We start from the raw sequence: 24,900 nt of genomic DNA, 5'->3' as shown, positions 1-24,900 counted from the left end.
AAATCTCCCGAAAATCATGAAAAGCGCCTGGATAGAGGGCTCGCCGGAAAATCAGGGGCGATGGCATGTTTCCTGCCATCGTTCTTGCGCCGTACGCGCCACCGGATGGACGCGATCGTGTTGCAGGAAGCAGCTGACTGCCTCAACAAAAATCATCGAGAGCGCCCATGAAGAACAATAAAACCCTGCTCGCCCTCTGCCTCGGTACCGGTCTGCTCGCCAGCGGCCAGACCCAGGCTTTCTGGTTCGGTTCATCCGGCTACACCCAGACCAAATATCCCATCGTCCTCGGTCACGGCATGCTCGGCTTCGACAGCATCCTTGGCATCGACTACTGGTATGGCATCCCGGCCGCCCTGCGCCGTGACGGTGCCAGCGTCTACGTCACCGAAGTCAGCCAGTTGGACACCTCCGAAGCGCGTGGCGAGCAATTGCTGCAGCAGGTCGAGGACATCGTCGCCATCAGCGGCAAGGGCAAGGTCAACCTGATCGGCCACAGCCATGGCGGCCCGACCACCCGCTACGTCGCTGCCGTGCGCCCGGACCTGGTTGCATCGGTCACCAGCGTCGGCGCGCCGCACAAGGGCTCGGCCACTGCCGACTTCCTCAAGGGCATCAGCGACGGCCCGGCCGGCCCGGTCGCCACCCCGGTTCTGGTGGGCATCGTCAACGGCCTGGGTACGCTGATCAACTTCCTCTCCGGCAGCTCCAGCACCACCCCGCAAAATGCGCTGGGCTCGCTGGAGTCACTCAACAGTGAGGGCGCTGCACGCTTCAATGCCAAGTTCCCACAAGGCATTCCCACCAGTGCCTGCGGCGAAGGCGCCTATAGCGTCAACGGCGTGCGCTACTACTCCTGGAGCGGCACCAGCCCGCTGACCAACCTGCTCGACCCGAGCGACCTGCTGATGGGCGCCTCCTCACTGACCTTCGGCAACGAAGCCAACGACGGCCTGGTCGGCCGCTGCAGCTCGCGCATGGGTCAGGTGATTCGTGACAACTACCGGATGAACCATCTCGATGAGGTCAACCAGACACTGGGGCTGACCAGCCTGTTCGAGACCGATCCGGTGACCGTCTACCGCCAGCATGCCAACCGCCTGAAGAACGCCGGGCTTTAAACTGCTGCTCCTCGTAGGGTGCGCTGCGCGCACCTGATTGCCGGTCACCCTGGCATTTCGGTGCGCACGGCGCACCCTACGAGGTATTGCTCTAAGCCCCGGTTCGGAGCAGGAGCCATCCTGATCCGACGCCCGACTGGAACCTGCCGTGAAGAAAACCCTGTTCGTCCTCCCCCTACTGATCACCGCCGCCCTGGCGTTGATGCTTTACCTGCAACCCGGACACCAACCGACCCCATTCACGCCTCCCGCCGCCACGACCGCGCAGCCTGTACCGGAACCGGCTGCAGATACCGTAACGCCAACCAGCCACGATACGCAGAAGAAAGCCGCCAAGCTGGCCCTGCCCAGCTCCTTCGTCGGCACCGAAGTCGACGGCAGCTTCCGCGTGGATGCCGGCGGCAACCTGATCATCAGCGAAGATATCCGACGAATCTTCGATTACTTCCTCGCCAGCATCGGTGAAGAAAGCCTGGATGCCAGCGTGTCACGCCTGCGCAACTACATCGACAGCCAGTTGCAGGAACCTGCGCGAGCCCGCGCACAGACGTTGCTGGACCAGTACCTGAGCTACAAGCGTGAGCTGGTGCTGCTGGAGCGCGACCTGCCGCAAATGACCAACCTGGATGCCATGCGCCAGCGTGAAAGTGCTGTGCAAGCGCTGCGCGCGCGTCTGTTCGATGGCGAGACCCACCAGGCCTTCTTCGCCCGCGAGGAAGGTTACAACCGCTTCACCCTCGAGCGCCTGGCCATCCAGCACGACGCCCGAATGAGCGCCGAAGAGAAAGGCGCTGCCGTCGACCGCCTGCGCGCGTCTCTGCCCGAAGAACTGCAGGACGCCGTACTGCCGCAACTGCAGCAGGAACTGCGGCAACACACCGCCCGCCTGCAGGCCGAAGGCGCCAGTGCTGCGCAGATCCGCCAGATGCGTCAGCAACTGGTAGGCGCCGAAGCCACCACGCGCCTGGAGGCATTGGATAGCCAAAGACAGAATTGGCAGAAACGGCTGGATGACTACAGCGCTGCCAAGGCGAAGATTCAGGCCAATGAGGGGCTCAGCAGCGGCGACAAGCGCGCGGCGATCGAGGCGCTGGCTGCAGAGCGTTTCGATGAGCGTGAACGCCTGCGCCTGGACGCCGCCGAGCAATTGGCAGCGGCCAACAAGAAGCAGTAGGCCTCAGGCGCTGTCGCGCATCACCAGCTCGAAGCCGACGTCGATGCAGTGCTGCTCCGGTGTTTCGCCACGCATCAGCGCCAGCAGCATGTTCGCCGCCAGCTCGCCGACACGACCACGAGTGGTACGCACGGTGCTCAAGGCCGGATGCATCCAGGCCGCAGCTGGCAAATCGTTGAAACCGGCGATGGCCAGGCGTCCAGGCACGTCCAGACCCAGCTGACGCGCACGAAACAGAGCGCCCATGGCCAGGTCGTCGTTGTTGAAGAACACCGCATCGATCTGCGGCTGCTGCGCCAGCAGGCGGTCGAGCAACTCGGCGCCCAAGCCGATGGATGACAACTCCGGCGTCAGCAATTCCAGCGCCGGGTCATGGCGATTGAGGTAACGCATCACCTGACGATAGCCTTCTGCACGCTGCAAGGTTCGCGGGTCCAGCTGAGCGGCGGCAAAGGCGATATGCCGGTAACCACGCTGCACCAGGGCGCGAGTCATGGCGGCGCCGGCTTCGATCTGAGAGAAGCCGACACAGTAATCCTCCGGCTCCTCGCTCAGTTCCATCAACGTCACCAATGGGCAACTGCTGGCACCGAGGATTTCACGCGCCGCGTCGCTGCGCTCGAAGCCCGTGAGCAGCAGCCCCGCTGGCTGGTGCGCCAGATAGGAGCGCAACAGACGCTCATCCTCCTCGACCCGATAGTGGCTGACGCCGATCATCATTTCGAAACCGGCCGGCATCAGCACGCGCTGGATGGCCTCGACGGTATCGACGAACACCGAGTTCGACAACGATGGAATCACCACGGCCACCAGGTTCGAACGCGAACTGGCCAATGCCCGCGCAGCCGGGTTGGGCACGTAACCCAGCGTCTGAGCAGCGCGCATCACCTGCTCGCGCAACGCATCTGACACCCGCCCCGGCTGGGACAGCGCGCGCGAGGCGGACATCAACGAGCAGCCTGCGGCCTTGGCCACGTCGGACAGGGTGACACGTTCTGCAGACCGGCGACGGCGTTGACTCATAGCGCCTCCATTGATTTCAGCGGCCGATTCTACCAGCCCCGCCGGGGAATAAAGCGCGGGACACGCCGCCCGGGGTAACGTCACCATGCAAGGAGCGTTACCACCTGCGTGCCCCGCGAAACCATGAACCCACCCAAGATCGGCGGCGCACTGGCCGCTCCGATCCCGGGCAAGTTCTTATAGAGCGGCCTTCTCGGCTTCAGCCTGCACCTGATCGAACAGTTGCTGGCCGACCGTGTCGACGACCTTCTGGATCGCCGGAGCGGCTTGCTCACGCATGCGCTGCACCTCGGCCGCTTCCACTTCGTTGATCTGCATGCCCTTGTCTTTCAGCTCCGCCAATGCACGGGCGGCCTCCTCGCGGGTGTCCTGGCGCTCGAAATCGCGCGCCTTCTTCGCCGCTTCCAGCAGGATGCTCTGCTCGGTTTGCGACAGACCGTCCCACCAGCGCTTGGACACGGTGACGATCCATGGGCTGTACACATGGTTGGTCACGGTCAGGTACTTCTGCACCTCGTAGAACTTCGAGGAAAGGATGGTGTTGAAGGGGTTTTCCTGGCCGTCGACGGCCTTGGTCTCCAGCGCGGTGAACAGCTCGGAGAACGGCAGCGGCACGGCGTTGGCGCCCATCAGCTTGAAGGTATCGAGAAACACCGGGTTGGGCATCACGCGCAACTTGACCCCGGAAAAGTCCTCCAGCCTGGTGATCGGCCGAGTGTTGTTGGTCAGGTTGCGGAAACCATTCTCCCAATACACCAGCCCGACCAGGCCCTTCTCCTCCAGCTTGTCCATCACCTGACGGCCGACTGGACCATCGAGCACCACGTCGGCCTGCTCGGCGCTGCTGAACAGGAACGGCGTGTCCCACACGGCCATTTCCTTGGTGATGCCGACCAGGGTGGCGGTGGAGCCGACCATCATTTCCTGGGCGCCACCGATCAGTGCGCTCTGCATCTGATCGTCCGAGCCCAGGCTGGCGGCGCCGAAGGTGCGCACCTTGAGCTTGCCGTCGGAGGCCTTGGCCACCTCCTCGGCGAACAGCTTGGCCGCACGGCCCTGGTTGCTGTTCTCGTTGAGGCCATAGCCGAAACGGATCATCCGCGAACGGACTTCATCGGCGTGAACGCTGATGGCGGCGAGTGGGCTGCACAGCATGGCAGCGGTGAGGATGGCGAGCAGCGGACGTTTCATCGGGACTACCTCTTATTGTTGTGGATAAAGCCGGCGCGCCAGCACCGGTGGATCAACTCAACGCAACCAGGCCAACGGCACGGTGACGATGGACGGAAACGCGATCAGCAGGAAGACGATGCCAAGATAGATCAGGAAGAACGGCATGACCCCGCGCACCAACACCTCCATGCGCAACTTGCCGATGCCGCCGACCACGTTGAGCACGGTGCCGACTGGCGGGGTAATCAGGCCGATGGAGCCGATCAGCACGAACATCACGCCGAAGTACACCGGATCGACCCCGGCCTTGATCGCGATGGGCGCCAGTACAGGGGCAAGGATCAGGATGGTCGGAGTCAGGTCCAGCACCATGCCCACCGCGATCATCAGCAGCATGATCGCCAGCACCAACAGACGTGGGTGATCGGCCAGCGGCCCAAGCATGGCGCCGATCTCGTCCGGCAACTGGGCCAGGGTGATCATGTAGGCCGACACTGTGGCGGCGGCGCAGAGGAACATCACCGACGCCGTGGTGCGGCTGGCGCGGGTCAGGGTTTCCATCAGGTCGCTCCAGCTCAGCTCGCGGTAGAGCAAGGTGGACACGGCCAGGGCATACACTGCCGCAACCACGGCCGCCTCGGTGGGCGTGAAGATGCCGAAGCGCAGGCCGCCGACGATGATTACCGGCAACATCAGCGCCGCTGCACCGTCGATCAGTACGCGTCGACGCTCGGCGGCGCTGGCCTTGGGCGGCGTCGGTTCGGTGAAGCTACGGGCGATCAGCGTCCAGGCGATGATCAGGCCTGCGCCCATGATCAGGCCCGGCACCAGGCCGGCCATGAACAGCTGGCTGATGGAGGTGTTGGTGACCACGCCGTAGATCACGAACGGCATCGATGGCGGAATGATCGGCGCGATGATGCCGCCAGCAGCCACCAGACCCGCCGAGGAATGCACCGGATAGCCACGCTGACGCATCATCGGCAACAGCAAGGTGGCCAACGCTGCGGTATCGGCCAATGCCGAGCCGGACATGCTGGCCAACAACACCGCGGCAGCGATGGCGACATAACCAAGGCCGCCGCGCAGGTGACCGAAGTAAGCTTGCGCCATGGCGATGATGCGTCGCGAGATGCCGCCAGCGTTCATCAGCTCGCCAGCCAGGATGAAGAACGGCACGGCCAGCAGCGGGAAGCTGTCAGCACCGGCGAGCAGGTTTTGCGCCAGCAGCTGCACGTCCCAGAAACCCAGGTACCACATCAGCACCGCCGCAGTGAGAATCAGGGCGAAGGCGATGGGCATGCCGAAGGCCATGAAACCCAGCAGGGATGAAAGGAAGACGGCGACGGTCATCGGCAGGTCCTCGCTGGGCAGTGCCCGTATTGTTGGAATTGGGCCAGCATCATTCGACGTGCGCCTGGGTCAGCGTTGCCGGCGGCGAACGCCGCCAGAGGTTGACCAGCTGCACCACCGCCAGAATCGCCAGCACCAGCATGCTCGCCAGCACCGGCAGCATCGCCAGCACCACCGGATAACCGACCACCGTACTGACGTTGCCCCAGCCGAACTGCACCTGATTCCAGGCACCCCAAGCCGAGAGCAGACTGGCCCCAGCCACTAGAATCCAGCTCAGCGAATCCACCAGTCGCTGCGCCAGCAACGGGAAACGGTCACGAACCATGCGGAAGGTCATCAGCTCGCCACGGCGCATACCAGAGGCCACTCCGACGAAGACCAGCCACACGAACGCCAACCGAGAAAGTTCCTCTACACCCGGCCAGCCCGTACCGAAGGCGTAGCGCAGCACCACGTTGGTGAACACAGCCACCACCATGAAGGCCATCAGCACCGCCATCAGGCCGTCCGTCAGTCGATCGAACATGCGCGCGATGCGACCTTCATAGATCGGCTCGGCGCCTAACTGGGCCGCTTGGTTAGCGCTATCAATTTCGCTATCGAGAATATCCTGAGTCTGGTTCGACATGGCCTCCGCGGCTTCGCGACGAACCCAGTCCTGGATATCGGCCACCAATGCTTGCCGCGACTGCTGCGCATCGACGACTCGCACGTGCGGCTCACCGGCCGGGCTTTCGAGGGTGGCGAACTGGCTGTCGACCAGCGAAGTCGGCATGAAATGCCCGGGCCGAGCACCGACACGTTGCACCGCGGTGGCGTGATCGATATCCAGGTGCACGAACTGCAACCCTGGAACCGCCTGACGCAGACGCTCGCGGTAGGCACGCTTGAGCGCCGAGCAGGCCAGCACGAAGCATTCACCGGCGGCCTGCGCGACCAGCATCTGCTCGCACAGCGCATCCAGCCAGTGACGACGATCTTCGTCGCTCAACGGGATGCCCGCGCGCATGCGCGCTACGTTCTCGGGGGGATGAAAATGATCGGCTTCGATATGGCGCCAACCGAGTGCGGTGGCGACCGCCTGGCTGATCTCGCTCTTGCCGGAGCCACTGACACCCATGACCACCAGGGTGGTGCGGGCAGGCAGTACGCAAGGCTGCTGTTGCATGGAAACTCCATGGACACCATCGAGGTGGTGCTACTCATTGTTTGGACCGAATGTTAGCGCTATCCAAATCGTTCGACAACCCTCCTCTGGCAACATTTCGTAGAGCATTTCCTCTGATGATCATCACTCAGCGCTGGTCCGCTGCTGACTGACACGTTCAAGATCGCCTACCCGCCACGAGAGAGATAATTCGCTTATGCACCGGCTTAGACGCTGCGTCTGGCTGCCCACGCTGTTCCTGCCACTGGCTGCACAGGCCGAAAACGCGACCTACCAGGCCGACCCGCTAGTGGTGACCGGCAGCCGTTATCAGGCCAGCGGCTGGCAGTTGCCCTTCTCCGTCAACCGTATCGATACCGAACAGGCCACCCTGGGCAAACCCGGCGTCAACCTTTCCGAGGCGCTCGGCAGCGTGCCGGGGCTGGTGGTGCAGAATCGGCAGAACTACGCGCAGGACCTGCAGATATCCTCACGCGGCTTTGGTGCCCGCTCGGCCTTCGGCATTCGCGGCATCAAGCTGCTGGCTGACGGCGTGCCGCTGTCCAACCCCGATGGCCAGGGCCAGGCGGCAACCTTCGACCTCGACACCCTGGAACGCATCGAAGTACTGCGCGGTCCCTTCGCCAGTGTCTATGGCAGCAACTCTGGCGGCGTGATCCAGCTGTTCTCACGCGATGGCGAAGGCGCACCCAAGGTCGCGCTCGACACTTCCCAGGCCGCTTACGGCACCAGCCGTACCCGCGTCTCCGCCGAAGGCGGCAACGACAGGGCCGGTTTCATCATCAACCGCTCGCACTTCGAGACCGACGGCTACCGTGATCACAGCGGCGCCATCCTCGACAAGACCTTCGCCAAGCTGACCCTCTACCCGGATGACGCCAGCAAGCTGAGCCTGAGTTTCAGCGAACTGGATCAGAACGACACGCAAGACCCGCAGGGTCTGACCTGGTCTCAGGTACAGAGCGATCGCCGCGCCGCCGCCCCCAGCGCACTGCAGTTCGATACGCGCAAGACCGTCGATCATCGCCAGTTCGCCCTCAACTACGAGCGCAGCTTCACCGCCGGCACCTGGCAGAGCACGGTCTACAGCGGCACACGACGGGTGATTCAGTACCAGTCGATCCCTGTCGCCGCGCAGACACCAGCCTCTCAGTCCGGTGGCGTGATCGACTTCGAACGCCGCTTCCACGGCATCGGCAACCGCTGGATTCAATCCTTCGACCTCGGCAGTAGCCTGCTCACTGTCACCACCGGCCTGGATTACGACTACTCGCGTGACGACCGTCAGGGCTATGAGAACTTCGTCGGCAGCACTCTGGGCGTGAAAGGCAACCTGCGTCGCGACGAGCGTAACGAGGTCACCAGCCTGTCGCCCTATCTGCAGGCTGCCTGGCAACTGGGCAAACTCGATCTGCAGGCGGGCTTGCGCCATAGCGAGGTGAAATTCAAGGTCGACGACCGCTTCATCCAGGGCAACAACCTCGACGACAGCGGTTCGGTCACCTACCGCAAGCTGACGCCCACTCTTGGCGCCAGCTACGCCCTTCTGTCGAACCTGAATGTCTATGCCAGCTGGGGCAAGGGGCTGGAGACGCCCACACTGAACGAGCTGTCCTATTCCGGCCCCGATAACAGCTTCGGCTTCGACCTGAAACCAGCCACCAGCGAGCAGATCGAAGTCGGCCTCAAGGCCCGTCTCGCACAAGCAGCCAGCCTGCAACTGGCGTTGTTCCAGATCGATACGGATGATGAACTGGTGGTGGAGTCGGCCAGCGGTGGCCGTAGTCGCTTCCAGAACGCCGCGCAGACCCGCCGCCGGGGCGTCGAGCTGGCACTGGAAAGCCGCCTCAGCGACACCCTGCGCGCCAATCTCGCCTACACCCAGATCGCTGCCACTTACAGCAAGGATTTCACCAGCAACGGCCGGCTGATCGAAGACGGTAACCACCTGCCCGGCATTCCCGCCCGCACGCTATATGGCGAGCTGGCCTGGCAACCGGTTGAGGGCTTCAGCACCGCCGTCGAAGGCCTGTATCGCAGCAAGCTCTACGTCGAAGACAGCAATACGGCCAAGGCCGCGCCCAGCCATGCGCTGTTCAACTGGCAGGCACGCTTCGAGCAGAAGGCCGGTGCGCTGACCTTCAACCAGGTGCTGCGCATCGACAACCTGCTGGATCGCGAGTACATCGGCTCGGTGATAGTCGGTGATGGTAACGGTCGCTACTACGAACCCGGCCCGGAGCGCGCCTGGTATGTCGGCGCAGGCGTGCAGTACCAGTTCGATTAAGCCCGGCGACACGCTGTAGAAGGCGCTTCGCGTGCCTCAACACCTGCCCCTGAGGCTCGATAACCGCCCCCCCTACCCCCTCTGTGTGAGATGGCCGAGAGCAAGTGGAACTGACCTGCTACACAGGGTGTTCAGAAACAAAAAGACCACCCGAAGGTGGTCTTTTTGCGAGCAGTCAGCGAAGGCTTAGGCCTTCTTGACTTCCCAACCGGTCAGCTCGGCCAGGGCCTTGCCGATGTCAGCCAGGGAACGCACGGTTTTCACACCAGCGTCCTGCAGCGCAGCGAATTTCTCGTCTGCAGTGCCCTTGCCGCCGGAGATGATGGCGCCAGCATGGCCCATGCGCTTGCCGGGAGGAGCGGTCACACCAGCGATGTAGGAAACTACAGGCTTGGTGACATTGGCCTTGATGTAGGCAGCCGCTTCTTCTTCAGCCGAACCGCCGATCTCACCGATCATGACGATCGCTTCGGTCTTCGGATCTTCCTGGAACAGTTTCAGGATATCGATGAAGTTGGAGCCCGGGATGGGGTCACCGCCGATGCCCACGCAGGTGGACTGGCCGAAACCGGCGTCGGTGGTCTGCTTCACGGCTTCATAGGTCAGGGTGCCGGAACGCGACACGATGCCTACTTTGCCTGGCAGGTGGATGTGACCCGGCATGATGCCGATCTTGCACTCGCCGGGAGTGATCACGCCCGGGCAGTTCGGGCCGATCAGGGTAATGCCCAGCTCGTCGCAGATGACCTTGGCATCCAGCATGTCCAGGGTAGGAATGCCTTCGGTGATGCAGACGATCAGCTTGATGCCGCCGAAGGCAGCTTCCAGGATCGAGTCCTTGCAGAACGGAGCCGGAACGTAGATGACCGAAGCGTCAGCGCCGGTGGCTTCGACGGCTTCTTTGACAGTGTTGAACACTGGCAGGCCCAGGTGGGTGGTGCCACCTTTGCCCGGAGTCACGCCGCCAACCATCTTGGTGCCGTAGGCGATGGCTTGTTCGGAGTGGAAAGTACCCTGCGAGCCAGTGAAGCCCTGGCAGATGACTTTGGTGTCTTTATTGATCAGGACGCTCATTACTTGCCCTCCGCAGCTTTGACGACTTGCTGAGCAGCGTCGGTCAGGCTGGTTGCCGCGATGATGTTCAAGCCGCTTTCAGCCAGGACCTTGGCGCCCAGCTCAGCGTTGTTACCTTCCAGGCGGACGACCACCGGAATCTTCACGCCGACTTCTTTCACGGCGCCGATGATGCCTTCGGCAATCATGTCGCAACGAACGATGCCGCCGAAGATGTTCACCAGAACGGCAGCGACGTTGCTGTCGGACAGGATGATCTTGAAGGCTTCGGTCACGCGCTCTTTGGTTGCGCCGCCACCTACGTCGAGGAAGTTGGCTGGCTTGCCGCCGTGCAGGTTGACGATGTCCATGGTACCCATGGCCAGACCGGCACCGTTGACCATGCAGCCGATGTTGCCTTCCAGGGCCACGTAGTTCAGCTCGAAGCTGGCAGCGTGGGCTTCACGAGGATCGTCCTGCGACGGGTCGTGGAAGGTTTTCAGCTTCGGCTGACGGTACATGGCGTTAGCGTCGATGTTGATCTTCGCGTCCAGGCAGTGCAGGTCGCCGTCGGCCTTGATGACCAGCGGGTTGACTTCCAGCAGAGCCAGATCGTGATCCTTGAACAGCTTGGCCAGACCTACGAAGATCTTGGCGAACTGAGCGACTTGCTTGCCTTCCAGACCCAGCTGGAAAGCCAGCTCACGGCCCTGGAACGGCTGCGCGCCAACCAGCGGATCAACGGTGGCCTTGAGGATTTTCTCAGGGGTATCGTGGGCCACTTTCTCGATGTCCACGCCACCTTCGGTGGAAGCCATGAACACGATACGACGGCTGGAACGGTCCACTACAGCGCCCAGGTACAGTTCCTTGGCGATGTCGGTGCAGGATTCGACCAGGATTTTGCTGACCGGCTGACCATTGGCGTCAGTCTGGTAAGTCACCAGACGCTTGCCCAGCCAGTTGGCGGCGAAGGCCTTGGCGTCTTCTTTGCTCTTGACCAGCTTTACGCCACCGGCTTTACCGCGGCCACCAGCGTGGACCTGAGCCTTGACGACCCACTCGCTGCCGCCGATTTTTTCGCAGGCTTCTGCGGCTTCTTCCGGGGTGTCTACCGCGAAGCCCTTGGATACGGGCAGGCCGTATTCAGCGAACAGCTGCTTACCCTGATACTCGTGAAGATTCATGCTTGTCTACCGTCTTCGTTTAGGTATTGCGCATTCGGCGCTGTACTTGTGATACCGCGCCACCTGTGACTGCCGAAGCAGTCCGCCGGGCCTTCCGCCGCGAGTCGAACTCGACGCGGGCTACCCGACGTGGTTCTGCTTGCAAACACCACCGTAGCGATGAGGCGATTACACGACGCCCCGCCTACCACGGCGGCTTACAACAATTTGAGCGGCCGCACGATCCGGCCACTTCTGACGCCTAGAGCCGGTTTACGATCTGGCGAGCTAGAGATAAACGGTGGCGAAAAGGGCCGAGGAAGCGGAGTTTACATCTGTAAATGAGCATTCCGAGGCCGTTTTCAACGCCGTTTAGCCGACGCGCAGCAGATCGTATATCGGTTCTTAGCGCTTCTTGCGGTTGGCGATATGGATCGCGCCACCGTTGACCGCCAGGGCCGCTTCGTGCAGCGCCTCGGACAGGGTCGGGTGGGAGAAGACCATCATGCCCAGGTCTTCGGCGCTGGTGCCGAATTCCATGCCGATTGCGCCTTGCTGTACCAGCTCGGCAGCGCTTGGGCCGATCACGTGAACGCCCAGTACGCGGTCGGTGTTGGCGTCAGCGATGACCTTGACGAAGCCGCCGGTGTCATTGGCCGCCATGGCGCGACCGCTGGCAGCGAACGGGAAGGTGCCGACGTTGACGGCAACGCCTTCGGCCTTCAGCTGCTGCTCGGTCTTGCCGACCCATGCAATTTCCGGGTGGGTGTAGATCACGGACGGGATCAGGTCGTAGTTCATCTGCGCCTTGTGGCCAGCGATACGCTCGGCAACCATCACGCCCTCTTCCGAGGCCTTGTGCGCGAGCATGGCGCCACGCACCACGTCACCGATGGCGTAAACGCCCGGAACGCTGGTTTCGCACTGGTCGTTGACGAAGATGAAGCCACGCTCGTCCAGGTCCACACCGCTGTCGGAAGCCAGCAGGTCGGTGGTCACCGGGCGACGACCTACGGCCACGATCAGCTTGTCGAAGGTCATCTTCTGCTCGCCATTAGCGTCGGTGAAGCTGACGATAACCTGCTTCTTCTTGACTTCCGAACCAGTCACGCGAGCGCCCAGGCGGATGTCCAGGCCCTGCTTGGTCAGGGTCTTCTGGGCTTCCTTGGCGACCTGCTCGTCGGCAGCAGCGAGGAACTTGTCCATGGCTTCCAGGACGGTGACTTCGGAACCCAGGCGGGCCCATACCGAGCCCAGCTCCAGACCGATCACGCCAGCGCCGATGACGCCCAGCTTCTTCGGTACGCTCTGGAATTCCAGGGCACCGGTGGAGTCGACGATCACGTCCTGATCGACCGGGGCCGGCGGAATCTCGACCGGCTTGGAGCCAGAGGCGATGATCACGTGAGCCGCTTCGACCACCTGGCTCTTACCGTCGGTGCCGGTGACTTCGACCTGCTTGCCAGCCAGCAGCTTGCCGTGGCCTTCGAGCAGGGTCACGCCATTGGCCTTGAACAGGCCGGCAACACCACCGGTGAGGTTCTTGATGATGGTGTTCTTGCGCGCCACCATGGCCGGGACGTCGATGGTCACGCCCTTGGCTTCGATACCATGTACGGCGAAGCCGTCTTTCGCTTCGTGGTACTTCCAGGAGCTGTCCAGCAGCGCCTTGGAAGGAATGCAACCGACGTTCAGGCAGGTGCCGCCGAGGGCGACCTTGCCGTCGCTGCCCTGGTACTTCTCGATGCAGGCGGTCTTCAGGCCGAGTTGCGCTGCTTTGATGGCGGCTACATAGCCACCAGGGCCGGCACCGATGACTACCACGTCGAATTTCTGGGTCATAACGTATTCCTTCTCGAATAAACCGGACGGCCCTGAGAACAGGGCCGCCGTGGAGGAGACTGGCTTTTAGATTTCCAGCAGCAGGCGAGCCGGGTCTTCAAGCAAGTTCTTGATGGTCACCAGGAAGGTCACGGCTTCCTTACCATCGATCAGGCGGTGGTCATAAGACAGCGCCAGATACATCATCGGACGGATCACCACCTGACCATTGATAGCCATCGGGCGCTGGATGATGTTGTGCATACCCAGGATGGCTGCCTGCGGCGGGTTGACGATCGGAGTCGACATCATCGAACCGAAGGTACCACCGTTGGTGATGGTGAAGGTGCCGCCGGTCATTTCTTCGATCGACAGCTTGCCGTCTTTGGCTTTCTTGCCGAAGGTGGCGATGCCGCTCTCGATTTCAGCCAGGCTCATCTGCTCGGCGTTACGCAGTACCGGAACCACCAGGCCGCGGTCGCTGGACACGGCAACACCGATGTCGGCATAGCCGTGGTAAACGATGTCGTTGCCGTCGATCGAGGCGTTGACTGCCGGGAAGCGCTTCAGGGCTTCGGTAGCGGCCTTGACGAAGAACGACATGAAGCCCAGGCGCACGCCGTTGTGGGACTTCTCGAACAGATCCTTGTACTTCGAACGCAGGGCCATGACTTCGGTCATGTCGACTTCGTTGAAGGTGGTCAGCATGGCCATGGAGGACTGAGCCTCGACCAGGCGCTCGGCGATCTTGGCGCGCAGGCGGGTCATCGGCACACGCTTCTCGGTGCGGTCGCCAGTGGCGACGACAGCAGCGGCAGCGGACGGAGCAGCGGCAGGCTTGGCAGCGGCGGGCGGAGCGTTCTTCTTGGCTTCGACGGCAGCGACCACGTCTTCCTTGGTCACACGGCCACCTTTACCAGTGCCGGAGATGCTGCTGGGGTCGATACCGTTCTCTTCGGCCAGCTTGCGCGCGGCCGGCGAGAGGATGGCGTCGTCGCCAGCTGCGGCCGGGGCAGCAGCCTGAGCCGGAGCGGCGGCAGCGGCCGGAGCGGCAGCAGGAGCAGCGGCGGCAGCGCCACCTTCGGTCAGTTTGCCGAGCAGCTCGTTGGAGAGAACGGTGTCGCCTTCGTTCTTGATGATTTCAGCCAGAACACCATCGGCCTCGGCCAGTACTTCGATCACTACCTTGTCGGTTTCGATGTCAACGATCAGCTCGTCGCGCTTGACGGCTTCGCCCGGCTTCTTGTGCCAGGTGGCCACGGTGCCGTCGGCAACCGATTCCGGGAAGGTTGGGGCTTTGATCTCGATAGCCATTGTATGCGTTTCCTTAAATTCGGTTTACCGGTAGGCGGCACTCGCCACCTACCGGATGAAGGCGTTAAACAGTAAAGGCGTCCTGCAGCAGTTTTTCCTGCTGCTCGGCGTGCATCGACGCATAACCACAAGCTGGCGCTGCCGACGCATCACGACCGGCGTACTCGAGGAACAGAGCCTTCTTGTGCGCGGTGGCGACGCGACGCATATGGTGCTGACTGCAGTACCAGGCGCCCTGGTTCATCGGCTCTTCCTGACACCAGACGATGTGCTTGAGGTTCTTGTACGGCGCCAGCGCCTCGGCCAGATCGTCTTCCGGGAACGGATAGAGCTGCTCGATACGAATGATGGCGATGTCTTCGCGCCCCTCGGCACGACGCTTCTCCAGCAGGTCGTAGTAAACCTTGCCGCTGCACAGCACCAGACGCTCGACCTTTTTCGGGTCCAGCGAATCGATCTCGCCGATCACGGTCTGGAACGAGCCTTCGGCCAGATCTTCCAGGGTCGAGATGGCCAGCTTGTGACGCAGCAGCGACTTCGGCGTCAGCACCACCAGCGGCTTGCGCAGCGGACGGATCACCTGGCGACGCAGCATGTGGTAGACCTGTGCCGGGGTGGTCGGTACGCAGACCTGCATGTTGTGCTCGGCACAGAGTTGCAGGTAACGCTCCAGACGCGCCGAGCTGTGCTCAGGCCCCTGCCCTTCGTAGCCGTGCGGCAGCAGAACGGTCAGACCGCAGAGGCGGCCCCACTTGGTCTCGCCGCTGGAGATGAACTGGTCGAATACCACCTGGGCACCGTTGGCGAAGTCGCCGAACTGAGCTTCCCAGATCACCAGCGCGTTCGGCGTGGTGGTGGCGTAGCCGTATTCGAAGGCCAGTACCGCTTCCTCGGAGAGGTAGGAGTCGTACAGTTCGAACTTCGGCTGACCTTCGTACAGGTTCTTCAGCGGAACGTGGGTCGAGGCATCCTTCTGGTTGTGCAGCACCGCGTGACGGTGCGAGAAGGTACCGCGGCCAATGTCCTGACCGGTCATGCGGATCGGGTGACCTTCGACCAGCAGAGTGGCGTAAGCCATGGTCTCGGCGAAGCCCCAGTTGATCGGCAAGCCGCCTGCGCCCATCTTCTGACGGTCTTCGAGGATCTTCGCCACCTGACGCTGAACCAGGAAGCCTTCAGGGATTTCCAGCAGCTTGGAAGACAGGTCCTGCAGGGTCTTCAGATCGAAACGGGTGTCGTGACGCGCGGTCCAGGCGTGGCCCAGGTATGGACGCCAGTCGACGAACAGTTCCTTGTTAGGCTCCTTGACCAGGCTCTTGACCACGTGCTGGCCGTTGTCCAGCGCGGTGCGGTACTCGTCGATCTTGGCCTGCACGTCATCGCTGCTCTGCACGCCAGCTGCAATCAGCGCGTCAGCGTACAGCTCACGGGTGGTGCGCTGCTTGGCGATCTGCTGGTACATCAGCGGCTGGGTACCGTTCGGCTCGTCGGCCTCGTTGTGACCACGACGGCGGTAGCAGACCAGGTCGATGACCACGTCACGCTTGTACTGCATGCGGTAGTCGACAGCGAGCTGAGTGACGAACAGCACGGCTTCCGGATCGTCGCCATTCACATGGAAGATCGGCGCCTGGATCATCTTCGCCACATCGGTCGCGTACTCGGTGGAGCGCGCGTCCAGCGGGTTGCTGATGGTGAAACCGACCTGGTTGTTGATCACGATGTGGATGGTACCGCCAGTCTTGTAGCCGCGGGTCTGCGACATCTGGAAGGTTTCCATGACCACACCCTGACCGGCGAAAGCAGCATCGCCGTGGATGGAGATCGGCAGTACCTTTTCGCCGCTGGTGTCGCTACGACGGTCCTGACGGGCACGTACCGAGCCCTCGACCACCGGGGAAACGATTTCCAGGTGCGAGGGGTTGAACGCCAGCGCCAGGTGCACTTCACCACCGGCAGTCATGACGTTGGAAGAGAAACCCTGGTGGTACTTCACGTCACCGGACGACAGACCTTCGGTCTTCTTGCCTTCGAACTCGTCGAACAGGTCGCGCGGGTTCTTGCCGAAGGTGTTGACCAGAACGTTCAGACGGCCGCGGTGGGCCATGCCGATGACCACTTCCTTGGTGCCGTAGGAGCCGGAGCGCTGGATGATTTCGTCCAGCAGCGGGATCAGGCTCTCGCCGCCCTCCAGACCGAAACGCTTGGTGCCCGGGTATTTGGTACCCAGGTACTTTTCCAGACCTTCGGCAGCCGTGACGCGCTCGAGCACATGCGCCTGCACTTCGGCGGAAAACTGCGGACGACCGCGCACGCTTTCCAGGCGCTGGGCGAACCAGTTGCGCTGACCGGAGTCGACGATGTGGGTGAACTCGGCACCGATGGTGCGACAATATGTCTGCTGCAGCGCATCGCGGATTTCGCGTAGCGTTGCCTCTTCCTTGCCGATATACAACTCACCAGTGCGGAATGTGGTGTCCAGATCCGCGTCGGTCAGGCCATAGTGATTGATCGACAGGTCAGACGGCGCAGTGCGCACCCACAGACCCAGAGGGTCGAGCTGGGCGGCCTGATGGCCACGCATGCGGTAGGCCTGGATCAAGCGCAGCACTTCCACCTGCTTCTTTTCGTGCTCGCTGCTGACGGCCCCGGCGGAAACCGGCTGGGCACGACGCGAATTCTTGGCGAGCAGGACGAAATGATCGCGAATGGTCGAATGCGATACGTCCGTTGCAGCGCTGCCGTCGGTCGGCAACTTCTGGAAGTAAGTGCGCCACTCTTCTGGCACAGCGTTGGGATCGTGCAGGTAGAGCTCGTAGAGCTCTTCCACGTAGGCAGCGTTGCCACCGGATAGGTGGGCACTGTCCCACATGCGCTGCATCACGCTTTCTTGCATGCTTGGTCACCCTCGGTAAGGGGACACCACCGGCGTGAATACCGCATGGCTCCAATCAAAGTCATGATGCTGCGACTCGGATAAAGCCACTTGGGTTCCCGCAGATAGTCCGGGTACCAGCCCGGATGCCCCTGCTGGTCGTCATATTTTTCGAGTATGAGCCACGGCTTTGTGGGCTGTGGCTCTGGCTTTACTGCGAGGCCGGCCTGAGCCGGACTCGCAGGTGTTACAGGTATAGCAACTTGCGAATCAGGTACCGCTCTGCAGCAGCATGTTACGCACGTGGCCGATCGCCTTGGTCGGATTCAGACCCTTGGGGCAGACGTTCACGCAGTTCATGATGCCGCGGCAGCGGAACACACTGAACGGATCGTCCAGTGAGGCCAGACGCTCAGCGGTCTTGGTGTCACGGCTGTCGGCCAGGAAGCGATAGGCCTGCAGCAGTGCAGCGGGACCGAGGAACTTGTCTGGGTTCCACCAGAACGACGGGCAGCTGGTCGAGCAGCACGCACACAGAATGCACTCGTACAGGCCGTCGAGCTTCTCGCGCTCTTCCGGCGACTGCAGACGCTCGATGGCCGGAGCCGGGGTGTCGTTCTGCAGGAACGGCTGCACCTTCTCGTACTGCTTGTAGAAGATGCTCATGTCGACGACCAGGTCACGAATGACCGGCAGACCCGGCAACGGACGAATCACCAGCTTGCCGCCCTTGAGGCCGGCAGCAGAGATCGGCGTGATACAGGCCAGGCCGTTCTTGCCGTTGATGTTCATGCCGTCGGAGCCACATACGCCTTCACGGCAGGAGCGACGGTAGGAGAAGCCTTCGTCCTGCTCCTTGATCAGCGCCAGCACGTCGAGGACCATGATGTCCTTGCCGCCGGTGTCGACCTGGAAGTCCTGCATGAACGGAGCAGCGTCCTTCTCCGGGTTGTAGCGATACACACTGACTTGCAACATATCAGTCACCCTTAATAAGTCCGAACCTTGGGTTCAAATGCTGGAACGGTCTTCGGCGCGAAGTTCACGTCACGCTTGGCTACGCGCTTCTCGCCTGGGAAGTACAGGGAGTGGCACAGCCAGTTCTGATCGTCGCGCTCCTCGAAGTCTTCACGAGCGTGGGCGCCACGGGACTCTTTACGAGCCTCGGCCGCGACCGCGGTCGCTTCAGCGACTTCGAGGAGGTTCTGCAGTTCCAGCGCTTCGATACGCGCAGTGTTGAACGCCTGGCTCTTGTCCGCGATTTTGACTTTCGCGATGCGCTCACGCAGGTCGGCCAGTTGTTGGATGCCCTTCTGCATGTATTCGCCGGTACGGAATACACCGAAGTAGTTCTGCATGCACTGTTGCAGCTCTTTACGCAGCGGGGCGACGTCTTCGCCAGTGCTGCGCTCGTTGACGCCAGCCAGACGCGACAGCGACTGCTCGATGTCGGTTTCGCTGGCACCACGGACTTCCACGCCTTCTTTCAGCGCTTTTTCCAGGTGCAGGCCAGCAGCACGACCGAATACCACCAGGTCGAGCAGCGAGTTGCCGCCCAGACGGTTGGCACCGTGTACCGATACGCACGCCACTTCACCTACAGCGAACAGACCTTCGATGATCTTGTCGTTGCCGTTGGCGTCCTGGGTGATGGCCTGACCATGAATGTTGGTCGGCACGCCGCCCATCATGTAGTGGCAGGTCGGGATCACCGGAACCGGAGCGACGACCGGGTCGACGTGAGCGAAGGTCTTGGACAGTTCGCAGATACCTGGCAGGCGGCTGTGCAGCACTTCTTCGCCGAGGTGGTCGAGCTTCAGCAGTACGTGGTCCTTGTCCGGGCCACAGCCGTTGCCGGCAATGACTTCCTTGACCATCGAACGAGCCACCACGTCGCGACCAGCGAGGTCTTTGGCGTTCGGCGCATAACGCTCCATGAAACGCTCGCCATGGGCGTTGATCAGGTAACCACCCTCGCCACGGCAACCTTCGGTGACCAGTACACCAGCGCCGGCGATACCGGTCGGGTGGAACTGCCACATTTCGATGTCCTGCACCGGCACACCGGCACGCAGGGCCATGCCCACGCCGTCACCGGTGTTGATCAGGGCGTTGGTGGTGGAGGCGTAGATACGACCCGCACCGCCGGTGGCCAGAACCACGGCCTTGGAGCGGATGTAGACGGTTTCGCCAGTCTCGATGCAGATGGCGATGACGCCGACGATGGCGCCGTCCTGGTTCTTCACCAGATCAACCGCGTACCACTCGTTGAGGAACGAGGTGCCGGCTTTCAGGTTGGCCTGATACAGGGTGTGCAGCAGCGCGTGACCGGTACGGTCGGCAGCAGCGCAGGTACGAGCAGCCTGGGTCGGATTGTCCGGACCCTTGGACTGACCGCCGAACGGACGCTGGTAGATACGACCCTGCTCGGTACGGGAGAACGGCAGACCCATGTGTTCGAGCTCGAACACGGCCTCCGGGCCTACGGAACACATGTACTCGATAGCGTCCTGGTCACCGATGTAGTCGGAACCCTTGACGGTATCGTACATGTGCCAGCGCCAGTCATCGTTCGGGTCGGCCGAAGCGATGGCGCAGGTGATGCCACCCTGAGCGGAAACGGTGTGCGAACGAGTCGGGAACACCTTGGTGACCACGGCAGTCTTGTGACCGCCCTGAGCCAGTTGCAGCGCAGCACGCATGCCGGCGCCGCCGCCACCAACGATGATGGCGTCATAGGAAAGAGTACGGATGCTAGCCATGAATCAGAGACCCCACAGAATCTGCACGCCCCAGACGAACATCGCGAACATCGCGATGCCACATACGGCCTGGAACAGGAAACGCACACCAGTCGCCCACTTGCCCAGCGCCATCGGCGTCAGGTAGTCGGTGGAAATGGTCCACATGCCAACCCAGGCGTGCACACTCAGTGCAACCAGGGCCAGCAGGCTGAAGATGCGCATTGCGGTATGCGAGAACAGACCATGCCATTCGGCGTAGCCCATACCCGGATTACAGATCACATAGCCCAGCAGAAACAGCGTGTAAGCCGCGAGAACGACCGCAGAAACGCGCTGAGCCATCCAGTCATAGAGGCCCGAACGCGAGAAATTCGTGACATTAGTTACCATATCCACACCCCCAGCAGCACGATCACGACCGCCGCAACGGCGATGACGATTTTCGAGCCCAGCTTGCCGCCTTCCAGCGTCTCGCCGATGCCCATGTCCATGATCAAGTGGCGCACGCCGGCCACCAGGTGATACAGCAGAGCGGACAGAAGACCCCAGATCACGAACTTGGCCAGCGGGCTGGTCAGGCATTCTTTCACCTGGGCGAAGCCCTCTTCGGAGGTCAGCGACTTGTCGAGGCCGAACAGCAGGATGGCGATACCGACAAAGAGGATGACACCGGAGATACGGTGAAGAATGGAGGTGTAAGCGGTGACTGGGAGCTTGATAGTCCTAAGGTCTAGGTTTACAGGTCGTTGGCTATTCACGGCTTTTTATCACACTGAGAGCCCCTAACTATCAGGGCAAAGTTGTTGGGAAGTGCACTGGTCAGGTACCCATCACCCAAGGAGTGACGACCGCCATGATATGGCCGCAAAGCCCCTGGCGGTCGGGCGCAGAGTATAGACAGTTAGCAGACTAATGACAATGCAATGCCCTCCCCCAAAAAGCGCATTGCAGCCTTTAAACAAATGGCGTAAATAGCGCCCTTTTTTCGTTGAAAATACCGTTCAAACCCTTCTACTGCCTGGGTTCTCGCAAATTGACTTTCGGATTTATCCCACTATAGTGGTGCGGGCCCTGCGTGGGGGGCTGTCTGATGATTTCAAGCATAACTAGGAGGCCACATATGGCTGACAAAAAAGCGCAGTTGATCATCGAGGGCAATGCCCCCGTCGAACTGCCCGTTCTGACCGGCACTGTTGGTCCCGATGTAATCGATGTGCGGAGCCTGACCGCCACGGGTCGGTTCACCTTTGATCCTGGTTTCATGTCGACCGCCTCTTGCGAGTCGAAGATCACCTATATCGATGGCGACCAGGGGATCCTGCTGCACCGCGGCTACCCCATCGAACAGCTCGCCGAGCAATCCGACTACCTGGAAACCTGCTACCTGCTGCTCAATGGCGAACTGCCGAGCAAGGAAGAGAAGGCCAAATTCGTCAGCACCATCAAGAACCACACCATGGTTCACGAGCAGCTGAAGACCTTCTTCAACGGTTTCCGCCGCGATGCCCACCCGATGGCCATCATGTGCGGCGTGGTTGGTGCCCTGTCCGCCTTCTATCACGACTCGCTGGACATCAATAACCCGCAGCACCGCGAAGTCTCGGCCATGCGCCTGGTGGCCAAGATGCCGACTATCGCCGCCATGACCTACAAGTACTCCATGGGCCAGCCCATGATGTACCCGCGCAATGACCTGAATTACGCGGAAAACTTCCTGCACATGATGTTCAACACCCCGTGCGAGATCAAACCGATCAGCCCGGTGCTGGCCAAGGCGATGGACAAGATCTTCATCCTCCATGCCGATCATGAGCAGAACGCCTCCACCTCCACCGTACGCCTGGCTGGCTCTTCGGGCGCCAACCCGTTCGCCTGTATCGCAGCCGGTATCGCCGCACTGTGGGGCCCGGCACACGGCGGCGCCAACGAAGCCGTACTGGCCATGCTCGACGAGATCGGTGACGTTTCGAACATCGACAAGTTCATCGCCAAGGCCAAGGACAAGAACGACCCGTTCAAGCTGATGGGCTTCGGTCACCGCGTGTACAAGAACCGCGACCCGCGCGCTACCGTGATGAAGCAGACCTGCGACGAAGTTCTCGGCGAGCTGGGCATCACCAATGACCCGCAGCTGGAACTGGCCATGCGCCTGGAAGAGATCGCCCTGACCGATCCGTACTTCAAAGAGCGCAACCTGTACCCGAACGTGGACTTCTACTCGGGCATCATCCTCAAGGCCATCGGCATTCCGACCTCGATGTTCACCGTTATCTTCGCCCTGGCACGTACCGTGGGCTGGATCTCGCACTGGAAGGAAATGCTCTCGGGTCCGTACAAGATTGGCCGTCCGCGCCAGCTGTACACCGGTTACGAGCAGCGCGATCTGCCGAGCAATCGCGACTGATAGCGCCGCGAGACGAAAAAGGCTGCCAATCTGGCAGCCTTTTTTATTGTCTGGCGAGTATCTAACTCAACGCCCTTCCACCTTCGCTCGCAAGCCCTGTAGCGTCTGCAGTGGCGCATCGACGACAAAACTGTTGGCCAACCACGAAGGCACGCTTCCGCCCGGCTCGGTGTGCACCTCGTAGATCACCTCCACCCGGCCCTCGCCGAGCGGCTTCAGACGCCACTGACCATCGACCCGCTGCACCCGCACGAAGCCCTTTTCCTCCGGTAAACGCTGCGGCACCGCCTTGAGCAGACGCGTGACGCCACCATCGCCATCGGTGCGCGTGGTCACCTGAATCACCGAATCACGCGCCTTCACCGGCCAGGGCATTTCGAAACGGGTGTACAGCTCGCTCACATCGCCATCGGTCTCGAGCAGCCGCTGCTGCTGGCAGCTGAAAATCCAGGAACAAGACCCCGTGACATCCTCCTGCACGGCCTGCACCGCGGCCAGGTCTGCGTTGATCGTCACCACGCCGCGATAAGCCTTGTACTTGGACCCAGGCACGTCGGCCAGGTAGACGCTCACACCGTCCTCTTCGCGCTCCAGCTGCCACTGCCTCTCGTCAGCCTGGATAGCGGCCGCACACAACATCATCGCCAGAACGGAAAAACGCATCATCTTCGAGCAACTCCCGGTGGGATCGTTTGCGTTTCGACCCGCACGGGCCACAAGCGGTTCACATCGTCACGCAGTCGCCTGCTCCAGCCAACCCAGCAAACGAATGGCGCTTTCGCGATCAGCAGCGCACAGCTGCTCTTCCGCCTTGAACCCGGCGCACACTGCGGGCCTCTCGGGACGACCGAAGATGGCGCAGAGAAACTCGGCATTGAGATGGATACAGCGCACACCGGCGGGCTTGCCGTCAGGCATACCCGGAATCGGTGAACTGATTGAAGGCGCGATGCAGCAGGCACCGCAACCGGCACGACACTCCATGAAACGACCTCGACTACAAACGAACGGCGGCGATCCTAACAGGCCGCTGAAAAACTACCTACGTTGCCATTGCTGCGTTAAAAACAGCCTCAAAATGCTCATTTACGAAACGTAAACTGCGCTTTTTCGGCTGTTTTTGCCTTGCACTGGCTGCCTCGCCTACGTTTTTTTCAACGGCCTGCTAATGAGGCGCGCGTCGTCCGTCGAGGCCTTTCACGATCAGCGGTTACGCTGCAAACGAGCCAGCAGGCTGGAAGTGTCCCAGCGACCGCCACCCATGGCCTGAACGTCGGCGTAGAACTGATCGACCAGCGCCGTGACCGGCAGCTGTGCGCCGTTGCGACGCGACTCTTCGAGCAGGATCGACAGATCTTTGCGCATCCAGTCGACCGCGAAACCGAAATCGAACTCGCCAGCCAGCATGGTCTTGTAGCGATTCTCCATCTGCCAGGACTGCGCCGCGCCCTTGCTGATCACATCGACCACGGCATGGCCATCCAGCCCTGCGCACTGAGCGAAGTTCAGCGCCTCTGCCAGCCCCTGAACCAGGCCGGCGATGCAGATCTGGTTGACCATCTTGCTCAGTTGGCCACTACCAGCCGGCCCCATCAGACGCATCATTCGCGCGTAGCTCTGGATGACCGGCTCGGCCACTGCGTAGGTTTCAGCCTCACCACCAACCATCACGGTCAGCACGCCATTGACCGCACCAGCCTGGCCGCCGGATACCGGCGCATCGAGAAACCCCAGGCCGCGCTCGGTCGCGAGGGCTGCCAGCTCACGCGCCACATCGGCAGAAGCCGTAGTGTGGTCGACCAGAATGGCGCCCGGCGCCATGCCGGCGAACGCGCCCTGCTCGCCCAGAATCACGCTGCGCAGGTCGTCATCGTTGCCGACACAGCACATCACCAGCTCGGCGCCCGCCACCGCCTCACACGGGGTCGGCGCACTGCTACCGGCATATTCCCCCATCCACTGCTCGGCCTTGCCCGGCGAGCGGTTATAGACCGTCACCTGATGACCCTTACGGGCGAGATGCCCGGCCATCGGATACCCCATGACGCCCAAACCGAGAAACGCGACCTTTGCCATAGCAACCTCCTGCAGATATAGGCGCCAGAGCCTAACGGGCGTGGCGCGAATCATCAAAGCTTTTGCAGCACACCCGCCCCTCATCCAGCGCTACGCGCCACCCTCCACCATGGGAGGACATCAGAAATCGTCGCTGCGCGACGTT

General features: G+C 61.8%; 20 protein-coding genes. 4 read left to right on the top strand and 16 right to left on the bottom strand.

Going from position 1 to position 24,900, the window contains the following annotated elements; all coding sequences use genetic code 11:
• Positions 1-167: 167 nt before the first annotated feature.
• The gene (locus BLR77_RS12430) at positions 168-1,121 is read left to right on the top strand and encodes a triacylglycerol lipase (protein ID WP_074678193.1); all 954 of its coding nucleotides are present in this window, start codon (positions 168-170) and stop codon (positions 1,119-1,121) included.
• 148 nt (positions 1,122-1,269) lie between these two features.
• Positions 1,270-2,295, top strand: coding sequence for a lipase secretion chaperone (locus tag BLR77_RS12425; protein ID WP_074678191.1), 1,026 nt, complete (start codon positions 1,270-1,272; stop codon positions 2,293-2,295).
• Between the two features lie 3 nt (positions 2,296-2,298).
• On the opposite strand, the gene gntR is transcribed toward BLR77_RS12425, so the two are convergent.
• From gntR to BLR77_RS12405, 4 genes are all read right to left on the bottom strand, one after another.
• On the bottom strand, positions 2,299-3,318 hold the full coding sequence (gene gntR, locus BLR77_RS12420; RefSeq protein WP_074678189.1) for an HTH-type transcriptional regulator GntR: 1,020 nt from the start codon (positions 3,316-3,318) through the stop codon (positions 2,299-2,301).
• A gap of 177 nt (positions 3,319-3,495) precedes the next feature.
• Entirely contained in the window at positions 3,496-4,509 is a 1,014-nt protein-coding gene (locus tag BLR77_RS12415) for a TRAP transporter substrate-binding protein (protein ID WP_074678187.1), read from the bottom strand.
• 57 nt (positions 4,510-4,566) lie between these two features.
• The gene (locus BLR77_RS12410; RefSeq protein ID WP_074678185.1) at positions 4,567-5,844 is read right to left on the bottom strand and encodes a TRAP transporter large permease; all 1,278 of its coding nucleotides are present in this window, start codon (positions 5,842-5,844) and stop codon (positions 4,567-4,569) included.
• Positions 5,845-5,893: 49 nt separating this feature from the next.
• Positions 5,894-7,015 carry a gluconokinase, GntK/IdnK-type gene (locus BLR77_RS12405; protein WP_074678183.1) on the bottom strand — a complete coding sequence of 374 codons (1,122 nt, stop codon included), beginning with the start codon at positions 7,013-7,015 and terminating at the stop codon, positions 5,894-5,896.
• Positions 7,016-7,211: 196 nt separating this feature from the next.
• On the opposite strand from BLR77_RS12405, the gene BLR77_RS12400 reads away from it, so the two are divergent.
• A complete protein-coding gene (locus BLR77_RS12400; RefSeq protein ID WP_074678181.1) occupies positions 7,212-9,302 on the top strand; it encodes a TonB-dependent receptor family protein in 2,091 nt (696 codons plus the stop codon).
• A gap of 186 nt (positions 9,303-9,488) precedes the next feature.
• Here the strand turns inward: BLR77_RS12400 and sucD are convergent, their stop codons facing one another.
• From sucD to sdhC, 9 genes are all read right to left on the bottom strand, one after another.
• The gene (sucD, locus tag BLR77_RS12395) at positions 9,489-10,376 is read right to left on the bottom strand and encodes a succinate--CoA ligase subunit alpha (RefSeq protein ID WP_059392427.1); all 888 of its coding nucleotides are present in this window, start codon (positions 10,374-10,376) and stop codon (positions 9,489-9,491) included.
• On the bottom strand, positions 10,376-11,542 hold the full coding sequence (gene sucC, locus BLR77_RS12390; protein WP_074678179.1) for an ADP-forming succinate--CoA ligase subunit beta: 1,167 nt from the start codon (positions 11,540-11,542) through the stop codon (positions 10,376-10,378). Before sucC ends, sucD begins: the two co-directional genes overlap by 1 nt.
• A 384-nt stretch (positions 11,543-11,926) precedes the next feature.
• Positions 11,927-13,363 (bottom strand): dihydrolipoyl dehydrogenase, encoded by a 1,437-nt coding sequence (gene lpdA / locus BLR77_RS12385; RefSeq protein WP_074678177.1) that lies wholly within the window; start codon positions 13,361-13,363, stop codon positions 11,927-11,929.
• A gap of 66 nt (positions 13,364-13,429) precedes the next feature.
• The gene (gene odhB / locus BLR77_RS12380) at positions 13,430-14,656 is read right to left on the bottom strand and encodes a 2-oxoglutarate dehydrogenase complex dihydrolipoyllysine-residue succinyltransferase (protein ID WP_074678175.1); all 1,227 of its coding nucleotides are present in this window, start codon (positions 14,654-14,656) and stop codon (positions 13,430-13,432) included.
• 64 nt (positions 14,657-14,720) lie between these two features.
• Positions 14,721-17,552, bottom strand: coding sequence for a 2-oxoglutarate dehydrogenase E1 component (locus BLR77_RS12375; protein WP_074678173.1), 2,832 nt, complete (start codon positions 17,550-17,552; stop codon positions 14,721-14,723).
• Positions 17,553-17,801: 249 nt separating this feature from the next.
• On the bottom strand, positions 17,802-18,509 hold the full coding sequence (locus BLR77_RS12370; protein ID WP_013715382.1) for a succinate dehydrogenase iron-sulfur subunit: 708 nt from the start codon (positions 18,507-18,509) through the stop codon (positions 17,802-17,804).
• A gap of 11 nt (positions 18,510-18,520) precedes the next feature.
• Positions 18,521-20,293: a succinate dehydrogenase flavoprotein subunit gene (gene sdhA / locus BLR77_RS12365; protein ID WP_003459985.1), complete on the bottom strand. Its 1,773-nt coding sequence runs from the start codon at positions 20,291-20,293 to the stop codon at positions 18,521-18,523.
• A gap of 3 nt (positions 20,294-20,296) precedes the next feature.
• Complete coding sequence (gene sdhD / locus BLR77_RS12360) at positions 20,297-20,665, bottom strand: succinate dehydrogenase, hydrophobic membrane anchor protein (RefSeq protein ID WP_074678171.1); 369 nt, start codon at positions 20,663-20,665, stop codon at positions 20,297-20,299.
• Positions 20,659-21,033 (bottom strand): succinate dehydrogenase, cytochrome b556 subunit, encoded by a 375-nt coding sequence (sdhC, locus tag BLR77_RS12355; RefSeq protein ID WP_013715379.1) that lies wholly within the window; start codon positions 21,031-21,033, stop codon positions 20,659-20,661. The genes sdhD and sdhC overlap by 7 nt, the downstream gene beginning before the upstream one ends.
• A gap of 362 nt (positions 21,034-21,395) precedes the next feature.
• On the opposite strand from sdhC, the gene gltA reads away from it, so the two are divergent.
• Positions 21,396-22,679, top strand: a complete 1,284-nt coding sequence (gltA, locus tag BLR77_RS12350) for a citrate synthase (RefSeq protein WP_074678169.1) — start codon at positions 21,396-21,398, stop codon at positions 22,677-22,679.
• A gap of 66 nt (positions 22,680-22,745) precedes the next feature.
• On the opposite strand, the gene BLR77_RS12345 is transcribed toward gltA, so the two are convergent.
• The 3 genes from BLR77_RS12345 to BLR77_RS12335 all read right to left on the bottom strand — a co-directional run bounded on the left by BLR77_RS12345 (position 22,746) and on the right by BLR77_RS12335 (position 24,755).
• Positions 22,746-23,345 (bottom strand): START domain-containing protein, encoded by a 600-nt coding sequence (locus tag BLR77_RS12345; RefSeq protein ID WP_083366067.1) that lies wholly within the window; start codon positions 23,343-23,345, stop codon positions 22,746-22,748.
• Positions 23,346-23,411: 66 nt separating this feature from the next.
• On the bottom strand, positions 23,412-23,663 hold the full coding sequence (locus tag BLR77_RS12340; protein ID WP_074678167.1) for a YkgJ family cysteine cluster protein: 252 nt from the start codon (positions 23,661-23,663) through the stop codon (positions 23,412-23,414).
• 219 nt (positions 23,664-23,882) lie between these two features.
• Positions 23,883-24,755, bottom strand: coding sequence for an NAD(P)-dependent oxidoreductase (locus tag BLR77_RS12335; protein ID WP_074678165.1), 873 nt, complete (start codon positions 24,753-24,755; stop codon positions 23,883-23,885).
• Between the last annotated feature and the right edge of the window lie 145 nt (positions 24,756-24,900).

Origin of the sequence: Ectopseudomonas alcaliphila (genome assembly GCF_900101755.1) — a bacterium.
GTDB lineage: Bacteria > Pseudomonadota > Gammaproteobacteria > Pseudomonadales > Pseudomonadaceae > Aquipseudomonas > Aquipseudomonas alcaliphila.
This window is presented reverse-complemented; position numbering and strand designations above follow the sequence as displayed.